The 20,031-nt window shown below is 59.5% G+C and carries 19 protein-coding genes; 8 read left to right on the forward strand and 11 right to left on the reverse strand.

Annotated elements, in window-relative coordinates; translation table 11 throughout:
- Position 1: 1 nt before the first annotated feature.
- The 4 genes from ACX3YD_RS30090 to ACX3YD_RS30105 all read right to left on the reverse strand — a co-directional run bounded on the left by ACX3YD_RS30090 (position 2) and on the right by ACX3YD_RS30105 (position 6,121).
- Positions 2–3,211, reverse strand: coding sequence for an efflux RND transporter permease subunit (locus tag ACX3YD_RS30090; protein ID WP_103405487.1), 3,210 nt, complete (start codon positions 3,209–3,211; stop codon positions 2–4).
- Entirely contained in the window at positions 3,208–4,413 is a 1,206-nt protein-coding gene (locus ACX3YD_RS30095) for an efflux RND transporter periplasmic adaptor subunit (protein ID WP_458961804.1), read from the reverse strand. Before ACX3YD_RS30095 ends, ACX3YD_RS30090 begins: the two co-directional genes overlap by 4 nt.
- 205 nt (positions 4,414–4,618) lie before the next feature.
- Positions 4,619–5,059, reverse strand: coding sequence for a tryptophan-rich sensory protein TspO (gene tspO / locus ACX3YD_RS30100; protein ID WP_458961805.1), 441 nt, complete (start codon positions 5,057–5,059; stop codon positions 4,619–4,621).
- 150 nt (positions 5,060–5,209) lie between these two features.
- Positions 5,210–6,121, reverse strand: coding sequence for a LysR family transcriptional regulator (locus ACX3YD_RS30105; protein ID WP_130204280.1), 912 nt, complete (start codon positions 6,119–6,121; stop codon positions 5,210–5,212).
- A 111-nt stretch (positions 6,122–6,232) separates the two neighbouring features.
- Here ACX3YD_RS30105 and ACX3YD_RS30110 point away from each other — a divergent pair, with 111 nt between their 5' ends.
- The 5 genes from ACX3YD_RS30110 (at position 6,233) to ACX3YD_RS30130 (ending at position 10,345) form a co-directional block, all read left to right on the forward strand.
- Complete coding sequence (locus tag ACX3YD_RS30110) at positions 6,233–7,072, forward strand: HalD/BesD family halogenase (protein WP_103405533.1); 840 nt, start codon at positions 6,233–6,235, stop codon at positions 7,070–7,072.
- A 153-nt stretch (positions 7,073–7,225) separates the two neighbouring features.
- Positions 7,226–8,194, forward strand: a complete 969-nt coding sequence (locus ACX3YD_RS30115) for a glycine betaine ABC transporter substrate-binding protein (RefSeq protein WP_458961806.1) — start codon at positions 7,226–7,228, stop codon at positions 8,192–8,194.
- Between the two features lie 112 nt (positions 8,195–8,306).
- Positions 8,307–9,431 (forward strand): S-(hydroxymethyl)glutathione dehydrogenase/class III alcohol dehydrogenase, encoded by a 1,125-nt coding sequence (locus ACX3YD_RS30120; RefSeq protein ID WP_458961807.1) that lies wholly within the window; start codon positions 8,307–8,309, stop codon positions 9,429–9,431.
- A 46-nt stretch (positions 9,432–9,477) separates the two neighbouring features.
- Positions 9,478–9,864 carry a VOC family protein gene (locus ACX3YD_RS30125; RefSeq protein WP_047528937.1) on the forward strand — a complete coding sequence of 129 codons (387 nt, stop codon included), beginning with the start codon at positions 9,478–9,480 and terminating at the stop codon, positions 9,862–9,864.
- A 136-nt stretch (positions 9,865–10,000) separates the two neighbouring features.
- The gene (locus ACX3YD_RS30130; RefSeq protein ID WP_047538635.1) at positions 10,001–10,345 is read left to right on the forward strand and encodes a cupin domain-containing protein; all 345 of its coding nucleotides are present in this window, start codon (positions 10,001–10,003) and stop codon (positions 10,343–10,345) included.
- A gap of 55 nt (positions 10,346–10,400) precedes the next feature.
- Here the strand turns inward: ACX3YD_RS30130 and ACX3YD_RS30135 are convergent, their stop codons facing one another.
- The 4 genes from ACX3YD_RS30135 to ACX3YD_RS30150 all read right to left on the reverse strand — a co-directional run bounded on the left by ACX3YD_RS30135 (position 10,401) and on the right by ACX3YD_RS30150 (position 15,590).
- Positions 10,401–11,573, reverse strand: a complete 1,173-nt coding sequence (locus ACX3YD_RS30135; RefSeq protein WP_458962100.1) for a DUF2252 domain-containing protein — start codon at positions 11,571–11,573, stop codon at positions 10,401–10,403.
- A 461-nt stretch (positions 11,574–12,034) separates the two neighbouring features.
- On the reverse strand, positions 12,035–12,940 hold the full coding sequence (locus ACX3YD_RS30140; RefSeq protein ID WP_458961808.1) for an amino acid ABC transporter substrate-binding protein: 906 nt from the start codon (positions 12,938–12,940) through the stop codon (positions 12,035–12,037).
- A gap of 41 nt (positions 12,941–12,981) precedes the next feature.
- Positions 12,982–14,328: a putrescine-ornithine antiporter gene (gene potE / locus ACX3YD_RS30145; protein WP_458961809.1), complete on the reverse strand. Its 1,347-nt coding sequence runs from the start codon at positions 14,326–14,328 to the stop codon at positions 12,982–12,984.
- Between the two features lie 332 nt (positions 14,329–14,660).
- A complete protein-coding gene (locus ACX3YD_RS30150; RefSeq protein ID WP_458961810.1) occupies positions 14,661–15,590 on the reverse strand; it encodes a universal stress protein in 930 nt (309 codons plus the stop codon).
- 176 nt (positions 15,591–15,766) lie between these two features.
- On the opposite strand from ACX3YD_RS30150, the gene ACX3YD_RS30155 reads away from it, so the two are divergent.
- Positions 15,767–15,973 carry a hypothetical protein gene (locus ACX3YD_RS30155; RefSeq protein WP_458961811.1) on the forward strand — a complete coding sequence of 69 codons (207 nt, stop codon included), beginning with the start codon at positions 15,767–15,769 and terminating at the stop codon, positions 15,971–15,973.
- A 57-nt stretch (positions 15,974–16,030) separates the two neighbouring features.
- On the forward strand, positions 16,031–16,273 hold the full coding sequence (locus ACX3YD_RS30160) for a hypothetical protein (protein ID WP_103403204.1): 243 nt from the start codon (positions 16,031–16,033) through the stop codon (positions 16,271–16,273).
- Positions 16,274–16,385: 112 nt separating this feature from the next.
- Here ACX3YD_RS30160 and ACX3YD_RS30165 read toward each other — a convergent pair whose 3' ends face one another.
- Positions 16,386–16,949: a GNAT family N-acetyltransferase gene (locus ACX3YD_RS30165; RefSeq protein WP_103403203.1), complete on the reverse strand. Its 564-nt coding sequence runs from the start codon at positions 16,947–16,949 to the stop codon at positions 16,386–16,388.
- A gap of 224 nt (positions 16,950–17,173) precedes the next feature.
- Between ACX3YD_RS30165 and ACX3YD_RS30170 the strand changes: the two genes are divergently transcribed.
- Positions 17,174–18,085 (forward strand): universal stress protein, encoded by a 912-nt coding sequence (locus tag ACX3YD_RS30170; RefSeq protein WP_103403202.1) that lies wholly within the window; start codon positions 17,174–17,176, stop codon positions 18,083–18,085.
- Here the strand turns inward: ACX3YD_RS30170 and ACX3YD_RS30175 are convergent.
- Positions 18,075–19,058 (reverse strand): zinc-dependent alcohol dehydrogenase family protein, encoded by a 984-nt coding sequence (locus tag ACX3YD_RS30175; protein WP_103403201.1) that lies wholly within the window; start codon positions 19,056–19,058, stop codon positions 18,075–18,077. The two genes, ACX3YD_RS30170 and ACX3YD_RS30175, sit on opposite strands and share 11 nt — an antisense overlap.
- 24 nt (positions 19,059–19,082) lie before the next feature.
- The gene (gene fnr / locus ACX3YD_RS30180) at positions 19,083–19,826 is read right to left on the reverse strand and encodes a fumarate/nitrate reduction transcriptional regulator Fnr (RefSeq protein WP_458961812.1); all 744 of its coding nucleotides are present in this window, start codon (positions 19,824–19,826) and stop codon (positions 19,083–19,085) included.
- Between the last annotated feature and the right edge of the window lie 205 nt (positions 19,827–20,031).

Genomic DNA, 20,031 nt, shown 5'->3' on the forward strand with positions numbered 1-20,031 from the left:
CTCAATCCCCCTCATGTCTGTTCTGCGCCGCGCCGTCGGGAAGCTGCGGAGCCTGTGTCAGTGCAGCCGGTTTGGCAGGTTTTTGGACGGCGTCCTTTTCCCCGAACATTCGTTCCACCAGGTAATAGAAGAGGGGGATGAAGAAGATCGCGATCACCGTCGCCGCCAGCATGCCGCCGATTACCCCGGTGCCGATGGAGTGACGGCTGTTCTCGGAGGCGCCGACGGCAATGGCCAGCGGAACGCAACCGAGAATGAAGGCCAGGGATGTCATCACGATAGGGCGCAGACGTTCTTTCGCGGCAGTCATGGCGGCATCGTAGGCCGACATGCCGGTTTCCCGGTTCAACACCGCAAACTCGAAAATCAGGATGGCGTTCTTGGCGGCCAGCGCCACCAGCATGGTCAAGCCGATCTGGAAGTAGACGTCGTTGCTCAAGCCCCGAAGCAACACGGCGAGCAGGGCGCCGAACAGGGCAAAAGGCACTGCCAGAAGCACACCCACGGGCAGCGACCATTTTTCGTACTGCGCGGCGAGAATCAGGAACACCATCACCAGGCCGAAGATGAACACCTGGGAAGAGGCGCCGCCGCTCTTTTTCTCTTCGAACGCCTCGCCGCTCAAGGCCAGCGCGTAGTCGTTGGTCATGATTTCGGCGCTGATTTCTTCCAGGGCCTTGAGCGCCTGGCCGGAGCTATAACCGGGTGCGGGGTTCGCCGTGAGTTTGACCGCCGGGAAGTTGTTGAAGCGGGTCAACAGGTCGGGGCCGGTGACGTAGCGGGTAGTCAGCAAGGCCTTGAGCGGCACCATGTCGAGGTTTTTGCTGCGCACGAAGATCTCCTGCAGGTCCTCGGCTTTCAAGCGATAGGCCGGTTCGGCCTGCAAAATCACCTGCCACAGGCGACTGAACTTGTTGAACTGCGATACGTACAGCGAGCCGAACATGGTCTGCATGGCGCTGTAGACATCTTCGACGGGTACCCCCAGGGATTCCGCCTTTTCCCGGTCAACGTCCACCATCAATTGCCGGGAAAACACGTTGAAGGTGGAGGTGATGACGCCCAGCTCCGGGCGCTCCTTGGCCTTGGCCACCAGAGTGCCGACCATTTCCGCCAGTTGATCGACGCTGCCGTCGCCCTTGCTCTGCACCCAGACCTCCATGCCGCCGGTGGTACCCAGGCCGGGAATGGACGGTGGGTTGACCGGCAGGATGATCCCGCCCTGAACCGTGGAAAACGCCCGCGCGGCTTTTTGAATCACCGCCGGGGCGCTTTGTGCCTTGATGGTTTCGGAATCTTTGTAACGCCCCTCGAAATCCTTGAAACCGACGAAAAACGCACCGGCATTGTTCTTGTTCTGGCCGTCGAGCAGGCTGTAGCCGTTAACAATGGCGACGCCTTCGACGGCCTCTTCGTTCATGAAGAAGTCACTGGCCACTTTGCCCACCTCACCGGTGCGATCCAGGCTGGCGGCGTCGGGCATGATCACCGCGCCGAGCAAGTAGCCCTGGTCTTCCGGTGGCAGGAACGCACTGGGGATGCGCTCTGCCATCAACAGGATCAGCACGATCATCCCGGCAAAGAGCAGCAGCGCCAGGACGAAGCGCTTGATCATGAAAGCCACCGAGCGTGAATAGCCCTCGGTCATGCGCTCGAAGTTGCGTTCGAACCAGCGGAAAAAGGCGTTCTTGTCACCGTGCTGCGGCTTGAGCAGCAGGGCGGCGAGGGCGGGGGACAGGGTCAGGGCGACCAGGCCGGAAATCACCACGGAAATGGCGATGGTAATCGCGAACTGCTTGTAGAGCTGACCGGTGATACCGCCCATGAAGGCCACCGGAATGAACACCGCGCACAGCACCAGCACGATGGCGACCACCGGGCCTGCCACTTCATCCATCGCCCGTTTTGCCGCGTCCTTGGGCGTCATCTTGTGTACATGCATGTTGCGTTCGACGTTTTCGATCACCACGATCGCATCGTCCACCACGATACCGATGGCCAGCACCATGCCGAACAGTGTCAACATGTTCACCGAAAACCCGAGGGCGGACATGCCGATGAACGTGCCGACGATCGACACCGGCACCGCCAGCACCGGAATCAGCGTGGCTCGCAGGCTTTGCAGGAAGATGTAGACCACGATGACCACCAGCACCAGGGCTTCGAAGAAGGTGCGAATCACCTCGGTAATCGAAGCGCGGGTAAAGTCCGTGGTGTCCATCACGATCTTGTATTCGATGCCCTCGGGAAACGTGGCCTTCATGTCCGACAGGGTCTTGGTCACCGCCGCGGACACGTCGAGGGCGTTGGCGCCGGGTTGCTGATACACGGCAATCAGCGTCGCCGGCCGACCCTGATAGGTGCTGCGCAGGGAATAGTCTTTTTGCCCGAGCTCGGCGCGGCCGACGTCCTTGAGTCGAACGATGGCCGCGCCGTTGTTGCTGGCGCGCAAGATAATGTTTTCGAACTCCGAAGGCTCGGTCAGGCGCCCCTTGGTGGTCACGGCAAAAGACTGCTCGACCGGTTGCCCCGTTGGCGACTGGCCGACCCGGCCCACAGCGAACTGCTGGTTCTGATTGGCGACGGCTTTCTGCACATCGGCGGCGGTGATGCCCAACTGGGCCATGCGGTCGGGCTTGAGCCAGATCCGCATGGCGTAGTCCGGCGTGCCGAAGATGCTGGCCTGGTTCGCCCCCGGAATCCGCTTGATCGCATCGAGGATATAGAGGTTGGCGTAGTTGGCGACGTAGGTGCTGTCGTAGCGCTCGCCGGCGGAGTACACGGCAAGCACCATCATGAATGCCGAGGATTTTTTCTGTACCTGGATGCCCTGGCTCTGCACGGCGGAGGGCAGTTGCGGCAAGGCCAGGTTGACCCGGTTCTGCACGTCGACCTGGGCCAGGGACGGGTCGGTGCCGATTTCGAAGAACACGTTGAGGGTCATGTTGCCCGTCGCGGAGCTCGACGAGTTCATGTAGATCATGTTGTCGGCGCCGTTGACCTGCTGCTCGATGGGCGCCGCCACGTTATTGGCCACGACCTGTGCATCGGCCCCGGGGTATGTCGCGGCCACCGTAATCTGTGGCGGCGTGATGTCCGGGTACTGCGCGACGGGCAGCTTGAGCATGGCCACTGCACCGGCCAGGGTGATGATGATGGAAATCACCGAGGCGAAGATGGGCCGATCGATGCAATAGTGAGAAATGCTCATTGGCTTTTCCCGCCATTGGCTTTGGCCGGTTGCCCGTCGGCGGCGCCTGTGGAGGCGGCGCCCGGGGCATCGACGATATTCAATGGCCCGCCCGGCGTGACCCTGATCGCGCCATCGACCACGATGCGCTCGCCGGCCCGCAGGCCCTTGTTGATGAACCAGTTGTCACCCTGCCAGTCACCCACTTCAACCACCCGTTGCTCGGGTTTGCCTTCGGCATTGAGGACCCATACGAAGTGACTTTTGGCACCTTCGAGCACGGCCTTTTGCGGGACAAGAATGGCGTTTGGCCGGGACGCGCCTTTGGCCAGGGCCCGCACAAACTGGCCGGGGCGGAGCAGGCCATCGGGGTTGGCGAGCACGGCGCGAACCAGGAAGGTGCCGGTGCCCTGGCTGTAGGAAGGCGCCAGAAAGTTCAACTTGCCCTTGTTGGGGAACACGGTGCCGTCCGCCAGGACTACCTCAACGATGAATTCACTGCGCGGTGGGAAAATGAGATGGCCGTTGGCGATTTCGTCGCGGTACTTCAGTGTTTCGTTTTCCGAGAGGCTGAAATTGACGTACATCGGGTCCATCTGTGACACCGACGTCAGCAACCCCGATTCGCCTGGCGTCACATAGCTGCCTTCCTGCTTCTTGGCATAGCTGGAAAGCCCGTTGAGGGGCGAGGCGATGGTGGTGTAACTGAGGTTCAACTGTTCGGTACGCACGGTACCCTCTGCGGCCAGCACGGCAGCACGGGTTTCACGCTCGTTGCCCACGGCATTGTCCAGGTCCATCTTGCTGACTGCATTCTGCGCCGCCAGTGGCTTGACCCGGGCCAGCGTAGCCTTGGCCACTTCCCAGCGGGCCTGTTGCTGGGCCAGTTGACCCTGGGCCGACACCAGCGCGGCTTCAAAGGGTTTACGGTCCATCTGGAACAGTGTCTGCCCGGCTTTCACCACATCGCCTTCGGTGTACAGCCGCTTATCCAGGAATCCGGCCACGCGAGCACGGATTTCCACCTCGCGGGAGCTCTGGGTCTGGGCGACGAATTCGAAGGTCACTGGCGTGTCGCGGGCGGTGACCGTCATGACCGTTACTTCAGGCGGTTTGCGCGCCGGGGAAACCGGTTCCTTTCCGCAGCCGGCCAACAGGACGCAAATCCCCAGCAGACTGGCAACTGGCAGGCCCAAACCGCTGGAAAATTTCACGCCACCCATACCAGTGCTCCCTCAGGTCGATGAAGCAAGCGTAGCTAGCATTGCTTTGGATACCAGTGGCGAGGGGCGTTTTTGGCTCAAAAAAAGCCGTGATTACGATGTTCTGCTGAGCTGTGCTTCTTGACGAGCCGGTGAGATTGACGCCACCGGCTTTACGCGCATTAGAACGAGAGGATCTGGTCCCCCGGACGTTCGCAATTCACCGTCAGCGGTTATTGCGCCAGATGGAAAAATTCAACGCAGCCGCTACACACAGCCATGCAAGGTAAGGAAAGAGGATCAGGCCGGTGATGAGGTCAAGCCGCAATGCCATCAACACCATTGCCGCGACGACCAGCCAGAGCAGTGTCAGGATCACCATGGCGGCGAAGAGGCGATGAGCGCCGAAGAACACCGGTGTCCAGAGTGTATTCAGTGCGATCTGCGCCGCCCATAAAGCCAGCACCGCCTGACTTCCGGGTATCAGGGTCAACCGGTATCCGGCCCAGGCGAGCAGCAGATAGATAGACGACCAGGCGACGGGAAACACCCAATTGGGCGGTGTGAAGCCGGGTTTGACGAGAGACTCGTACCACGGGCCCGGTTTGAACAGCAGGCCGGTGGTGGCGGCAGCAGCGCAGGCGAGAAGAAAAATGAAAAAGGTCATCACCAGTCCTTGATTGAGGTCAGTTGTCCGGGGTTACAAAGCCATGTCGGCCTTCTTAAAGGAAAGACGCTCGGCGAAGCGAAAAGTTTGGGTCCAGGGATGACATTTCACTGATCGCTGCGTTTCCCGGTGCATGCGCCCTGGCCGGGATTAGCGTAGTTCAGGATTTCCAGCATCTTTAATCCAGGTGCTCAGTTCCGTCACCATTTTGTTAACCTCACTGTCTTCCCGCTCGGAGGGGCGAACGATGGCGTTCCAGGCGATGTCGAGGCCGTCATTCAGAGCCGCCCATGCCAGCTCCCCACGCTCCAGGCTGGGGGTCACCAAATCCCGTTGCAATATGCTGATTCCGTACCCTGAACGAACCAGTTCGACGATGGCTTCGATCAACTCCACGGTGATCATGCGCCGCGGCAAGATGCTGGCGGGGGCGAAGAACCGATCATATTCCCAGCCACTGGCGCGATCGGTTGAGTAGGTCACCAGGTTGTAGGTCTTGAAGTCTTCGGCGTAGATATTTTTCCTTCCCGCAAGGGGATGGTCAGTGGCCATGATGGCAATCAAATCGTCGCGGAACAGCGGCAACTTTGCGACCCCGCTGGGCACCATGCCGTCATCGATAATGGACACGTCAAGCCGACCTTGCATCAAGCTCGCGTAAACGTCGTTGCGCGGCACGGTCACCAGTGTGATTTCAATGTCCGGACGCAAGTTTGAATAATGCTTGATGAATTTGGGTATCCAGCGAAACGGGCCGTAGGAGGTGACCCCCATACGAACAAAAGCTGTAACGCCTCCAGCCATGGACCGGGCTTCGGATTCGGCTTCATTCAGTATCGCGATGATGTCCTTGGCGGCTCGTTCCAGGCGCACGCCGGCAGGGCTGAGTCTTAGTTTTCCTCCGGATCGTTCTGTCAGGCTCACACCCAGTCGCCGTTCCGCCTCGCGTATGCGGTGACTGACGGCGGAGGGCGTCAGCCATAGGCGCTCGGCAACGGCCGTCACTGAATCGACTTCCGACAGGGTTTGCAGCATGACGAGGTGATCCAGAGTGAGTCTCATAGGGGAGGCGACCTGAAAATAATTCACAAAAATGCGTAAAAATATGAGCGTGACTTGTTTTTTGCTCCGGTGCAATCTGGTTTCAGCAACAGCCCATCGGAGAACAACAACATGACAAAGCTTGCCTTAACCCCTGCAGCCACTCTGGGCGATATCGTCGACCTCGAGCGTTATCCCATTACCGATCGAACCAACCCGGCCTATCAGGCGCTGGTGACCCGAAGCCAATCCCTGCTCGGCGAGGAAGGCGTTGCGATCTTTCCGGGGTTCGTCCGCGATGAAGTGGTCGCCACGATGGCGGATCAAACCCTTGCGTTGCACCCGTGCATGTTCCCTTTCCGGGAAAGCCACACGGTGTATTTCAAGCCTCAGGACGACAGCGTTGAACCGACGCACCCGCTGCGGCGATTGATGAGCACCGAGAAAGATACGGTCGCCTACGCCGATATCCCGACAGACCATCTGATCCGGCAGATTTACCAATCGGACGACGTACTTTCGTTCATTCGCGATGTACTGAATCTGGACGTGCTCTATCGCCATGCAGATCCCTTGGCGGCACTTAATCTGCAAGGCTTCTCGGCGGGGCAACAGTTGGGCTGGCACTTTGATCGTTCCGACTTCAGCGTGACGCTGTCGCTTCAGGCGGCGAACGCCGGTGGCGATTTTGAGTATGTGCGCATGCTGCGTAACGAGAACGACGATTGCTATGACGCGGTCGGGCAATTCCTCGACAACCCCGCGACACAGAAGATAGAAGTTCTGCCGCAGGTGCCCGGAACGCTGACGTTGTTCCGTGGCCGTTATTCACTGCACCGTGTGACGCCGGTGGTGGGGGACAGGCTCAGGCTCAACGCGGTATTGGCCTACGTGGATCAGCCCAATGTCGAGTTCAGCGACTATGCGCGTAAATTGTTCTACGGACGCACGTCGGTAGAGCCGTTGGTTTAAGTCCAGCAGCACTCACAATAAAAACAGTCGATTCACTTCTTCGCTTCACGTGTATGCACAGGCACTTGTCCACCTTCGATCGGTGGGTCTCGTTTTGCAGGTGCAGCACGCAACAGCTCGCTGCCCCCAATAATAATTTCGGAGCGTCTGATCATGAAATACAGGAAGAACTTGCTGGCCTCGTTACTGACCCTTGGCGTACTGGTTGCCAGTGCTTCAAGCCAGGCATCAGGGTGGTGCGACTCGGGCAAGTCGGTGAAGTTTGCCGGTCTGAACTGGGAGAGCGGGATGCTGCTCACCGACATCATGAAGATTGTGCTCAAGGAAGGGTACGGCTGTGCAACCGACGAGTTGGTCGGCAATACCATCATTCTCGAGACCGCTCTGGCCAGCAACGACATCCAGGTATTCGGCGAAGAGTGGATGGAGCGTAGTGAAGTCTGGAAAAAGGCCGCGGCTGCCGGCAAGGTCGTGGCGATCGGCTCGCCGATCATCGGCGCCGTTCAGGGCTGGTATGTGCCGCGTTATGTGGTCGAAGGGGACGCAAAACGCAACAAGCCGGCACGGGCGCCAGACCTGAAAACGGTCGCGGACCTGAGCAAATACCCCGAGGTGTTTCGTGACGCGGAAGAGCCGTCCAAAGGCCGCTTCTACAACTGTCCGGCAGGTTGGATCTGCGAACAGGAAAACACGGAGATGTTGAAGGAATACGGTCTTGAAAACACCTTCGTCAACTTCCGTCCGGGAACCGGTGCTGCCCTGGATGCCGCGGTACTGTCCAGCTATAAGCGCGGGGAACCGGTGCTGTTCTACTACTGGTCGCCGACGCCACTGATGGGACAGATCGATGCAATACGGCTGGAAGAGAAGCCGGGTGTCGACAAGAACGTGGTAACCAAAGTCGGCATTTCCAAAGCCTTCCATGAGCAGGCGCCCGAACTGGTGGCGGTGCTGGAGAAGGTCAATATCCCCATCGAACTGTTGAATCAGAACCTGGCGAGGATGACCAGGGAACGCATCGAGTCACCCAAACTGGCCCGAATCTTCCTCAAGGAACACCCCGAAGTGTGGCATGCCTGGGTGGATGACGCGGCCGCCAGCAAAATCCAGGCGGCGCTTTAATCGGTAATGAGGGCAAGGACGCCCGCCAGCCATAACGCCTTTCGCAACACCGAATTCACGACTGACCTTCTTGCTTCTATCCAGAGGCAGCCTTTTTTGCGTGCGGAATTTTATGAACAAGATCAAATCACGAGCGGCGGTGGCGTTCGCGGCCAACCAGCCCCTGCAAATTGTCGAAGTCGACGTGGAGCCCCCGCAAGCCGGGGAAGTACGGGTCCGGATCGTGGCAAGCGGTGTCTGCCATACCGATGCCTTCACCCTGTCCGGTGCCGATCCGGAAGGTATCTTTCCGGTGATTCTCGGCCATGAAGGCGGCGGTATCGTCGAAGCCGTGGGTGAGGGGGTGACCTCCCTGGCGGTGGGCGATCATGTGATCCCGCTGTACACCCCGGAATGCGGCGAGTGCAAATTCTGCCGGTCCGGCAAGACCAACCTCTGCCAAAAGATCCGTGCCACCCAGGGCAAAGGCCTGATGCCGGATGGCACCAGTCGTTTTTCCTACCAGGGCCAACCCATCTTCCACTACATGGGCACTTCGACCTTTTCCGAATACACCGTGTTGCCGGAAATCTCCCTGGCCAAGATCCCCAAGGATGCACCGCTGGACAAGGTCTGCCTGCTCGGTTGCGGCGTGACCACCGGCATCGGTGCAGTACTCAACACCGCCAAGGTGGAAGAGGGCGCCAGCGTGGCCATCTTCGGCCTGGGTGGCATCGGCCTGGCGGCGATCATCGGTGCCACCATGGCCAAGGCCGGCCGAATCATCGCCATCGATATCAACCCGGCCAAATTCGAGATCGCCAGGCAACTGGGCGCCACCGACTTCATCAACCCCAGGGATTACGCCAGGCCGATCCAGGAAGTGATCGTCGAGATGACCGAGGGCGGTGTCGATTACTCCTTCGAGTGCATCGGCAACGTCCAGCTGATGCGTGCGGCGCTTGAGTGCTGCCACAAGGGCTGGGGCGAGTCGGTGATTATCGGCGTCGCCGGTGCCGGGCAGGAAATCAGTACCCGTCCGTTCCAGTTGGTGACCGGTCGCGTCTGGCGCGGTTCGGCTTTTGGCGGGGTGAAAGGGCGCAGCGAACTGCCCAGTTATGTCGAGAAGTCGCGCACGGGCGAAATCCCGCTGGAGACCTTCATCACCCACACCATGGGCCTGGAAGACATCAACCGGGCCTTCGACCTGATGCATGAAGGCCGCAGCATCCGAACCGTCATTCATTTCGATCGCTGATTCAACCACTACCACCCACCGTGTCTTTACCCGAGAGAACATCACAATGAGCATCTTTACCCATGTCACCGTCGGCACCAACGATCTGCAAAAAGCCCGCGACTTTTACGACAAAGTCCTCGGCGCACTGGGCCAGAAGCGCCTTGCCGACCTCGATGACAATGGCTCGATCTGGGGACAGGACGCCCCGTCCTTCTTCGTGCTGAAACCGGCCAACGGCGCCCCGGCGAGCGTGGGCAACGGTGTCACGGTCAGCTTTGAAGCACCTGATCGCGCCGCGATCGATGCCTTCCACGCTGCCGCGCTGGCCAATGGCGGCACCGACGAAGGCGCACCGGGCCCTCGTGGCTGGGCGCCTAATGCCTACGCGGCCTATGCCCGCGACCTCGACGGTAACAAGCTGGCGGCGTACTGCTTCAAGCCTGTCTGGTAAGCGTCAGGGCGAGGCTTGATTCAAGCCTCGCCTTTCACGACGCCACGAAATCGACCCTTGGTCGCCTCTCGACTGCTCAGGCCTTTTAAGGTGTCTACTGCTCATCAGGGCCTGCAGATACAGAGAGGAACGCATGATGAGCAACGAACAGATGGCACCCGAAACGAAAGGTGTTGCGGTGCAGTTACTCGCAACGATCGACCTGGGTCCCGAGATCGAGGGCATGGCCGGGCGCCAACTCAGGATGCGTTTGGTGACCATCGAGCCTGGAGGTGTGTTCGGGCCGGTGCACAACCATGTCGACAGGCCGGGCATCGTCTACATATTGCAAGGAACGATCACCGATCACCGAAATGGAACGGCCACCGACTACGGGCCGGGAGTGGGCTGGCCTGAAGACCGAAACACCACCCACTGGCTTGAAAACAGGGGAACGGTCGCGGCGTGTGAGATCTCGGTCGACATCGTCAGGCAGGGGTAAGCTCAACGGGACATCCGCATTGGCAGCGGACCGGCTAAAGTCCGCTGCGCGCTCATTACTCTTCTTCCCTCAACACATTGATCCGTCCTGATTTTTCTGCGGCCAGCAGCATGGCATGGTCTTTTGCAGTCTGATCGGCATAGGCGAGGGCAAATTTGCCGATGGCCTGGTCGAAGGAATCCGTCTTGCCCAGATAGCCACTGATGAGTGCAGCATCCCCGGATTTGGCGTGGGCACGGGCCAGGGTCAGGCCGCAGCACTCGGCGTACAGCTTCATTCGCGTGGCGGATATACCCTCGATGGGCGCTGACATCTTCATATCGCGCAGCTGACGTACAAAAAAGTAGCGACCGTTCTGACTGCGTGTCCAGCCCAGGAAGATATCGCTGGACGACTGCATCAGGCGTTGCCCCGTGACGACACGTTGGCCCTGGTTCTCGTATTCGCTCTTGCCCGCATAGGGCGCCAGCACCGAGGGACAGGCTTCCTTGAATTGCAGGAGCAGCGGGTGATTTTCCGCGGAAAAGAACAGGCCGACGAAACAATAGGTGCCGACGCTACCGATCCCGACGGCCTTGACCGCAATGTCTTCGAGGCGATAGCGGTCGAAGAGCACCCGCCGTTCATGGGGCAGCGACAATCGATAGTCTTGCAGCGTCAGGCGCACGTTTTTCATGAAGCCTTTTTCATACACATGAAACAGTATCGGGGGTTGATCGATCAGGCGCCGCCGTCCGCCGACTTCACTGCTGATCCTGGGGTAGAGGTAATCGCCGACGCGCATCCTGGCCTTTGCGACCACTTGCTCGCGAAACTTCTTGATCTCTGAATTGGGCGCCATGTCGATGATCGATTGGGCATCCAGTCGGTCATACCAGACATCCAGTGGGCTCATCTTCGAATGCTTGCGCAGGCTTTCGCGGTAGGCTCGAACGCTTTCGACGGCGATGGCCCGTGCGTCTTTATCGCTGAGGCGGTTATCCCGCGCGGCCACGGCAAAACTTATCGCCAGGCGTTTGACATCCCACTCCCAGGCGGCTGGAAGCGTTTCGTCGAAATCGTTGATGTCAAATATCAGGTTGCGCTCAGGTGTGGCGAATAACCCGAAGTTCATCAGGTGACAATCGCCGCAGGCCTGCACCTGAATGCCGGTGGTCGGCGTCTTGGCCAGGTCATGCGCCATCAAGCCCGCAGAGCCACGCAGAAAAGTGAATGGACTGCGCGACATGCGGCCGTAGCGCACCGGTACCAGATTGGGCAATCGATAGCGGTTGGAGACTTCGAGGAGTTCGATGGGGTCACGATGTTTGCGCGGTGGTTTCCATACGGCGTGATCGGCATGGGGCACGCGCTCGCGTATCTGTTCGCCCTCGTACAGACGCTCCTTGCGCGAGTGAAAGACCAACTCGTCCCCGTGGTCTTCCGATTGCGCTGTCTTGCCATGGGCGGGGCTATTTTTGCGGGGAGGCATGTCCACTCCTTTGCTCAACGAAGTCAGACTCGCTTGGGCACGGGATCCGGGAATGCGACTGCTCCATCAGCCCACAGAAAGTGCGTGTGCCGGTTTCCTGAAAGCGGCGAAGTACATTGTTTCAAGCGTAGCAGCTCCCGCGACGGATCATGGCGCACCGGTAGAGGTAGAGGGTTTTTTCTTCCTCGACCGATGGCCCCGATCGTTGCGGCTCTCTTCTAGGGAAGCGCGTAGACCTTGAACAGTTTTTTCGCCATGTCGCTGATGCCCCCCAGGTAGGTGTTACAGGCCTGTTCAATCTCGCCCGACCTGTACATTTCGCTGAGCGCGGTATCAACCAGCAAGCGGAAATTTTCATCGTCTCGATCCACTGCCATCGCGGTCGGCGAATATTCGAAAACCCGATCCAGCAGCACCAGTTTTGCCGTGGAGGGGTGCGTGACCAGGAGGTTGCTCAGCAACATGCGTTCGGCGAAAAAGGCATCGGCCTTGCCCTCGGCGACCAGGTTGACGCCCGCTTCAGTGTTCTTGACCGTGACCAGGGTGGCCACCACGCCGAGCAAACGCATTTGCTGGCGGATCCACGTCTCGGTGATCCCGCCAGCGGTGGTGACATAGGTTTGATCGGACAGCCCATGATTGACCGTCGCCCGCCAGGTCGGCCCGGTACGGGCGACTTTGCCGTTGAGGACATTGAGCAGCGCCTCGGGGGCTTCCTGGCGCACCACCACCGATAGGCCGGCGGTGTAGATCGGTACCGAGTAGCTCACCTGCTTGCGACGCTCCAGAGTAGGTGGGCTGGGCGTACAGAGGATGTCGATCTTGCCCGTGCTGACGGCCGTCATCGCGTCGCCAAGGGCGACCGGTTGGTAACGGACCTGTAGGTCGGGCAGGCCCAGCTCGACTTTGACTTTGTCAGCGATTTTCTGACAAAGCTCAATCGCATAACCGCTGGCCTTGTCGCCTGCCTGGACACTGAATGGGGCCAGGTCCGGCAGGTAACCGAGCGTGAAGGTGTGACTCCCTCGGACGCGTTCAAGGGTATTGGCATCGGCCAGTGCCGGCACCATGGCAAGCAGGCTGACCAGCAGCAAGTGGGTGGCTTTGATCCGTTGTACGTTCATATCCTGGCGCCCCGCATTCGAATGTCCGTGTTGCCTGAAAATTACAGCTGAGGATTGCCGGCACTGGTCGGGGCGGCGGGAGGCATTTCGACAAAACGTTTGGAGAGGAAGCCATAGAGCAGGTAGCCAAATGCAAGGACGATGAGGCCACCGAATACGGCATCCTTGCCACAGGCATAAAGGGCGTACAACGAATAGGCCACGGCGATCAGTAATAGCGAGGTGTTGCGGGTGTAGATCCCTTTACTGACTCTGGCTTTGTACATCATGACCAGCAGGCCCGTGGCGGCTGTCACGTAGGGGATCAGGTTGGTCACTGCCGCCAGGCTGACGAGTTTGCCGAACTGCTCGCTGGCATTGGGTGAAATGGTCGACAGCGCCATCAAGGTCTGCAGCACGCCGCAGGCAAGCATGCCGATAATCGGGGCATCCCGCGTACTGACCTTGCTGAAGAATTTCGGGAACATGCCCTGGTCAGCGGTCATCTTGGCGGTTTGCGCCAGGGTGAATTGCCAGCCCAGCAACGACCCGACACAGGCCATCACGGCCAGCGCCATGACGATGTTGCCGACCGTGGGATTGAACATGTGGGCATAGACGAGGGCGAAGGGCGCGGACGAGTTGGCCAGTTCGGCATTGGGAATCATCCCCTGGATTACCGTCGTCGACAGTATGTAGACCACCGCCGCGCCCAGCGTGCCGAAGAGGCAGGCCAGCGGCACGTTGCGCTTGGGATTTTCCACCGCATCGGAAGCCTGCGCCGCCGACTCCATGCCCAGAAAAGCCCACAGGGTCAGGGGAATCGCCTTGCTGATGGCTTCGGAGATCGGCAGGTTGTTGGGGTTCCAGGCGGCTATCAGCACATCGGTCTTGAACCAGTACCAACCGATGATGCTCAAGCCGGCCACCGGGATGATGACACCCCACACGGTAATCGTACCGATCTTGCCCGTGATGCTCGGGCCGCCGAAGTTGGCCACAGTGGTGAGCCAGAGCAGGCCGACCGTACCGATGAACAGGGGAATGGCGCCACTGCCGAGCCAGGGCACGAACGCTGTCATGTAACCCACCGCAGAAATGGCGACGGCCACATTGGCGATGCCCAGGGAGAGAAAATACAGATACGAACAGAGGAAGAAGCCCGATTTGGCATGAGCCTCTTCGGTGTAGGCCGACAGCCCGCCCGAGCGCAGACAGTAGATACCGCACTGGGAAAAGCAATAGGCGATGGCCATGGAGCCGACGGCGGTGACGAGCCATGAGAGCAATGAAACGGCACCGAGTTGCGCCATGCTCGTCGGCAGCAGGATGATGCCCGAGCCCATCATGTTCACGGTCACCAGCGTGGTAAGCCCCATGAGGCTCATCTTCTTGCTTGAGTCGGCCATCGGGAACTCCTTGATATGCGCAACGCCTTGGCCCGAGCACTGAGGCCTTCGTTAACCCACCACCTTTCAGTCGTTACCGCTAACCACGTCAATCGCTTTTGCGCAGGGTCAGTTATCGCAAGATCATGTTCTTCGTTTGCGATGGATCGCCTGCGGATAACCTTAGAACATGGATTCACGCACGCCAGTGTTGCACCGCAAAACGGGAAGAATTGGCGAGACTCGCGAGTAGAGGCTGGCCAGGCTTCTCTACGTGCGGTCGCGCAAAACCATCCCGTCCATTGCCGGCGACACGGTTCGACCGACAAAGGACGGCGCCCACGTGACTTCCTTTATTCCTCATTCAGTTCCTGTGGCGAAACCACCCAGACGCTGCACGGCATCTTGTACAGCAGATGTTCTACCGTACTGCCGACCAACCGGTCCATGACACGATGCCCGGCCCGGCCCATCACGATCATGTCGATGTCATAGGCGGTTGCGTAGCTGGCAAGCACCTTCGCCGGATTGCCCATGATCATGCGCTGGTGCTCCGGCGGGATGCCGTTGCGCTCCGACAGTTCGCGGAAGGCATCAGCCTGTGCATCGAACAGGGTCTTGGCTTTGCTGGAAGAGAAAAACGTCGAGGCATTCTCGAAGCCGAATTCGTCTGCGCTGATGGAAGAGAGGTCATGGGCATAGACAACGTCCAGTTCGGCATGACAGGTAATCGCCAGTTTTGAAGCCTCTTGCAGAATCCGGTCATTGAAGTCCTGGTATTGCCCCTCGCGATGGAAGGGGTCGATGGCGGCGACTATCTTGCGCGGCAAGGCGTGGTGCATGTGGCTGACAAAATGCAAGGGCACCGGGCATTCGCGCAGCAGATGAATGTCCAGCGGCGTAAACAACAGGCGCGACAGACGCGATTCGTGTGCCAGGGCCTTGATCAGTGCCGCCATGGGCTGCTCTTTGAGATGGATCAGGATTTCCTGCAAGGGTTTTTCCACCCAGACCACTTCCGTGGTCACGTGCACCCCGATTTTGCGCAACGGCCGAGCCTGATCTTCCAGCCACTGGCGATGGCGTTCCACGTACCCGAGCCGCATCTGTTCCAGCGCTTGCTCGTTGACCATGCCGGCGGTCGCCAGCCCTTCGAGATAGTCGAACGCCACGATGTGCAGTGCCGCGTTCGAGGCGTGGGCCAGTGCGGCAGCCCGATCGAAGGCAGGGCTGTTTTCCATCAAGGGCGAGACGACCAACATGAAACGTGATTGATCCGACATGACCTGTCTCCTCTAGTCATTTTGCAAGCGTTGGGTCCAATGGCTGCGCTGCCATCTGGACGTGAAACCTTGCATTCATCCTGCGTCTATCCGGGGACGCGGGCTTGATCTTTGTCAAACCCGGGGAGTTACGACGATGCCGCCCGACGTCCGGTCATGCGTGGCGCGTTCAGTCATTGAAATTGTTGACCGTGATCAACTTTTGCTCAGTCACCCTGGCGCAATCTGGAGTTCGTGCTTATCGCTTGCGCACCTGGAACGAAAACGTCTGGCAGTTGGGTGCGATCCACGCTGTCAATTTCAAGCACGGCAACGTCGCCGAGCCAGTCTTGGCCCAGATCGAGGGCCGTGGGGTTATCGCGCCTTGGCGCCCGTTCAAGTGATCGGCGTATTGCACCGTTGGGTGCGGGGGCATTTTCGAGGATTTCGGGAGGTTTTCGATGATTATTGAGATCACGCAGAAGCAGGCAACCGATGTCTGGATGGTGTACATGGACGACCTGGCGGTGGACTTCAACAGCCTGGAAGGCGCCCAGGCGTTTGTCGACCAGCTCAAGGCGCGAATCGATGCGCCGCATGTCTGGCCTGTCAGCACCGGCCGGACTTCTTTCACACGCCCATTCCCCGGGGGGCGATCTGCTTATACCCGGGGCGCAAGGATGAGCGCCGACCTTGTGGACTGACAGGAATCACGCTGATACCGAGACAGGCGATTGAACGGGGGAGGGACTTGCAATCTTGTGTACTCAATCGCCCCGCGATGAACCGTTGGCCGGTACATCGCGAGGCGATGTATTACAGGTGCAGACGATGAATGACCTGGCGGGTGTCATCGGGATCATTGCGTGTCTCGAACCCCAGGGATTTGGCCAGATCCCGCATCGGTGCATTGCTTGAGGCGTCCACCGAATACATCTGGTGAAAGTTGTTTTTGCGTGCGGTCTTGATCAAGTGTTCCATCAACAATGTCCCCAGGCCCAGATGTGCCCATTCATCGGCGACGGTCACGGCACATTCACATTCATGCTCGGACGTGGCGGCATAGCGGGCGACGCCAATTTCAATCAATTGGCCGTTTTCGTGGACCAGCGCGACGTAGGCGGTGCGCTGCTTGTTGTCGGTATCCATCAGCTGGTCGAGCATCCCGGTGCCGGGCTCACTGATCTGTGAAAGAAAGCGCATGTGCCGGGACTCGGGCGACAGCCGCTTGATGAAGGCGTATTCACGCTCGCGGTCTTTCTCCGTCAGCGGCCGAATCAATACATGGCGGCCATCCTTGAGCGCTTCGATCCAGTGTTCTCCGGTGACGGTGGAGTAGGCCGCTGCGGCCCGATCGTTGTGGTCTTTGACGGTGAGCATGGGGTGATCCTCCATTCGGTTTGAAAGGCAGGCGCACGGTGACGCGCCGTACGGTTCATTCCTTTCTACGCCGTCGGCGGCGCTTGAATCTGATCTGGATCATAGACTCTTGCCGACGGCGCAGATTTGCACGTGTTTGATGTAAATCAACGTGGGGCAGGGGGTAACGAGCGCAGTCTGGAACCTGACGGCACTGAAGGGCCGGAACCGAGCGGAGGTGTGTGATGGGTCAATATCAACGTTTATTGCTGATTGCCGACCAAACCCTGCAACAATCTCCCGCCCTGCTGCGCGCCGTTGCGCTGGCCAAGGTGAGCGGGGCGGTGCTGGATATAAGAGCCTTTGTCGAACCGGTGCCGGTCGTGCATTTGTGGGAAGAGAAAACGGACGACGCCGGGTATCAGCGTTACATGCGCCGCTATCGTCGCTGGGTTTCAGACGAGGTCGAACTGCTCGGCGGACAAGGGCTGGATGTCTCGGTGGAAGTGGTTTTCACGACCCATCCACTGCTGGACATCCTGAAAACGGTCGAAGAACTCAAGCCCGACCTGTTGATCAAGGATGTCACCCTGGAGCCTGTACTCAAGCGAGTGTTCATCACGCCGCTCGATTGCCACCTGCTGCGTGTCTGCCCGGTGCCCGTACATCTGGTCAACCAGGCCCGCTACAGCTTGCCGCACCGGGTCGTGGCTGCCGTCGATCCGTTTGATCCTTCCACGCAAATCAATGGCCTGAACGACACCATCATTCAAACCGCCAATGCCCTGGCCTTGCAATGCGATGCGCCGTTGCACTTGCTGTATGCCTACGATTTGTCGCCGGCCTTCAATGCCGATTCGCCGCTGGTGGGCGGTGGTTGGGGGGTGGACTTCATCGAGGAACTGCGTCAGTCCCTGCACCAGGCTTTTGTGGCCCTCGCGGATCGTTACGGGGTGCCGCCTGAGCGGCGGCATTTCGTCATGGGTTTGCCCGTGCCGGTGATCAGTGAGTTTGTCGAACAATACCTGGCGGATGTGGTGGTGATGGGGACCGTGCACCGGGTGGGAATCGATCGCTTGATCGGCAGTAACACTGAACGTGCGCTGTACTCGGTGCCGGGCAGCATTCTGGCGGTCAGGACGGGCGTCACGGGGTGAGCACGATGGCGCCATTGAACTGCCCGGCCCTCAAGCAGGCGAGTGCCTGATTGGCGTCGTCCAGGGCAAAAAGAGTGACGTCGCAATGCACGGGCGTGTGTTTGAGCTCTTGAAAAAACGCGCTGCCATCCTCGCGGGTCAGGTTGGCCACTGAACGAACGCTGCGTTCGCCCCAGAGCAGCCGATAAGGAAACGCGGGAATGTCGCTCATGTGAATGCCGGCGCAGATCACACAGCCGCCCTTGACCGTCGCCGTCAGTGCCATCGGCACCAAAGCACCGACGGGCGCGAAAATCAGGCTGGCGTCGAGCAAGTGCGGTGGCGGTTGATCCGATGCCCCCGCCCATTCGGCCCCCAGGGATCGGGCGTAAGCCTGACCGTCATGGTCATCCGGTCGGGTAAAGGCGTACACCTTTTGTCCACGGCCCCGCGCCACCTGAATCGCCAGATGCGCCGCCGCACCGAACCCGTAGAGACCCAGGTGGCGCGCGCCCCCGGCCATCTGCAACGCGCGAAAGCCGATCAGCCCGGCACACAGCAGCGGAGCCGCTTGAATGTCCGAGAGCACCTGGGGGATCGGGAAGCAGAAACGCTCGTCGGCAACGGTGTATTCGGCGTAACCGCCGTCCAGATGGCAACCGGTGAACTGCGCCTTGTCGCAAAGATTCTCCCGGCCCGACAGACAGAATTCGCACTGACCGCAGGTCCACCCCAGCCACGGAACCCCGACCCGCTGGCCGATCCAGTGCGCTGCGACATCGGCGCCCACCGCCGTGACTTCACCGACGATCTCGTGGCCTGGGACCCGTGGCAGTTGCGCTTGCGCCAATTCGCCGTCCACCAGGTGCAGGTCGGTGCGACAGACGCCGCAGGCCAGGACTTTGATTAACAGTTGGTGCGGGCCGGGTGTGGGGATGGGGCGTTCTTCCAGTTGCAGCGGTTCGCCGTAAGTACGTAGCACCATGGCGCGCATGACGATTCTCCAGATGTGCAAGGGTTAGCGCATAGAGCGATTGCATCCGGCGACCAGCTGCTTGAGCCCTTCCAGGTTCTGGATCTTGACGTCTCGGCCTGCGACCTCCACCAATCCTTGGTCCCGCAGGTGCGCGATCCCCCGGCAGATGGTTTCCAAACGCAACCCCAGGTAGGAGCCGATTTCTTCGCGACGCATTTTCAGCACGAAATCCTTGGCGGAATAGCCACGGATGCTGAAACGTTGCGACAGGTTCAGCAGAAAAGCGGCCAGGCGCTCATCGGAGTTCATGTTGCCCATCAGCATCAGCATGCTGTGATCACGCACGATTTCACGGCTCAGGAGCCTGTTGAGGTTGTGTTGCAGCGATGGCAGGTTTTGCGCGAGTTTCTCCAGTTGCGCAAAAGGGATGGGGCAGACTTCGCTGTCTTCCAGGGCAAACGCATTGCAGGCGTGCTGATCGGCGCTGATGGCGTCCAGGCCAAGCATCTCGCCGGGTATGTGAAAGCCTGTGACCTGTTCACGCCCATCGACTGACAGCACGCTGGTCTTGAAGGAGCCGATACGGACCGCGTAAAGCGAACGCAGGGGATCTCCCGTACGGTACAACGCAGCGCCCTTTTTGACCTTGAAGCGTTGCACGATCAGCGTATCCAGCCGTTCGACCTCCAGGCTGCTCATGCCAATCGGCAGGCACAATTCCAGCACGCTGCAGTTGGAACAGGCAGCCTTCATATAATGAACTTGCAGTGGACGGACTTCAGGCATGGGTCATGACGCCTTGTTGGGGAACGTCAATCAGTTAAGCATGACCCTCGACCTCAAGTGAGGGAATTTATCGGAATGCCGAACCGTCCCGTGTTGTTGGGGTCGCTTCGCTGCCCAGCGGAGCAAGTTCCCTCGTCACACGCGACTCTTCGCTCGTTCAAACTCTTAACTGATCGGCATTAACATTAATTAGGGGTGGTCTAAG

This window comes from Pseudomonas fluorescens group sp. PF-1, from assembly GCF_054481335.1.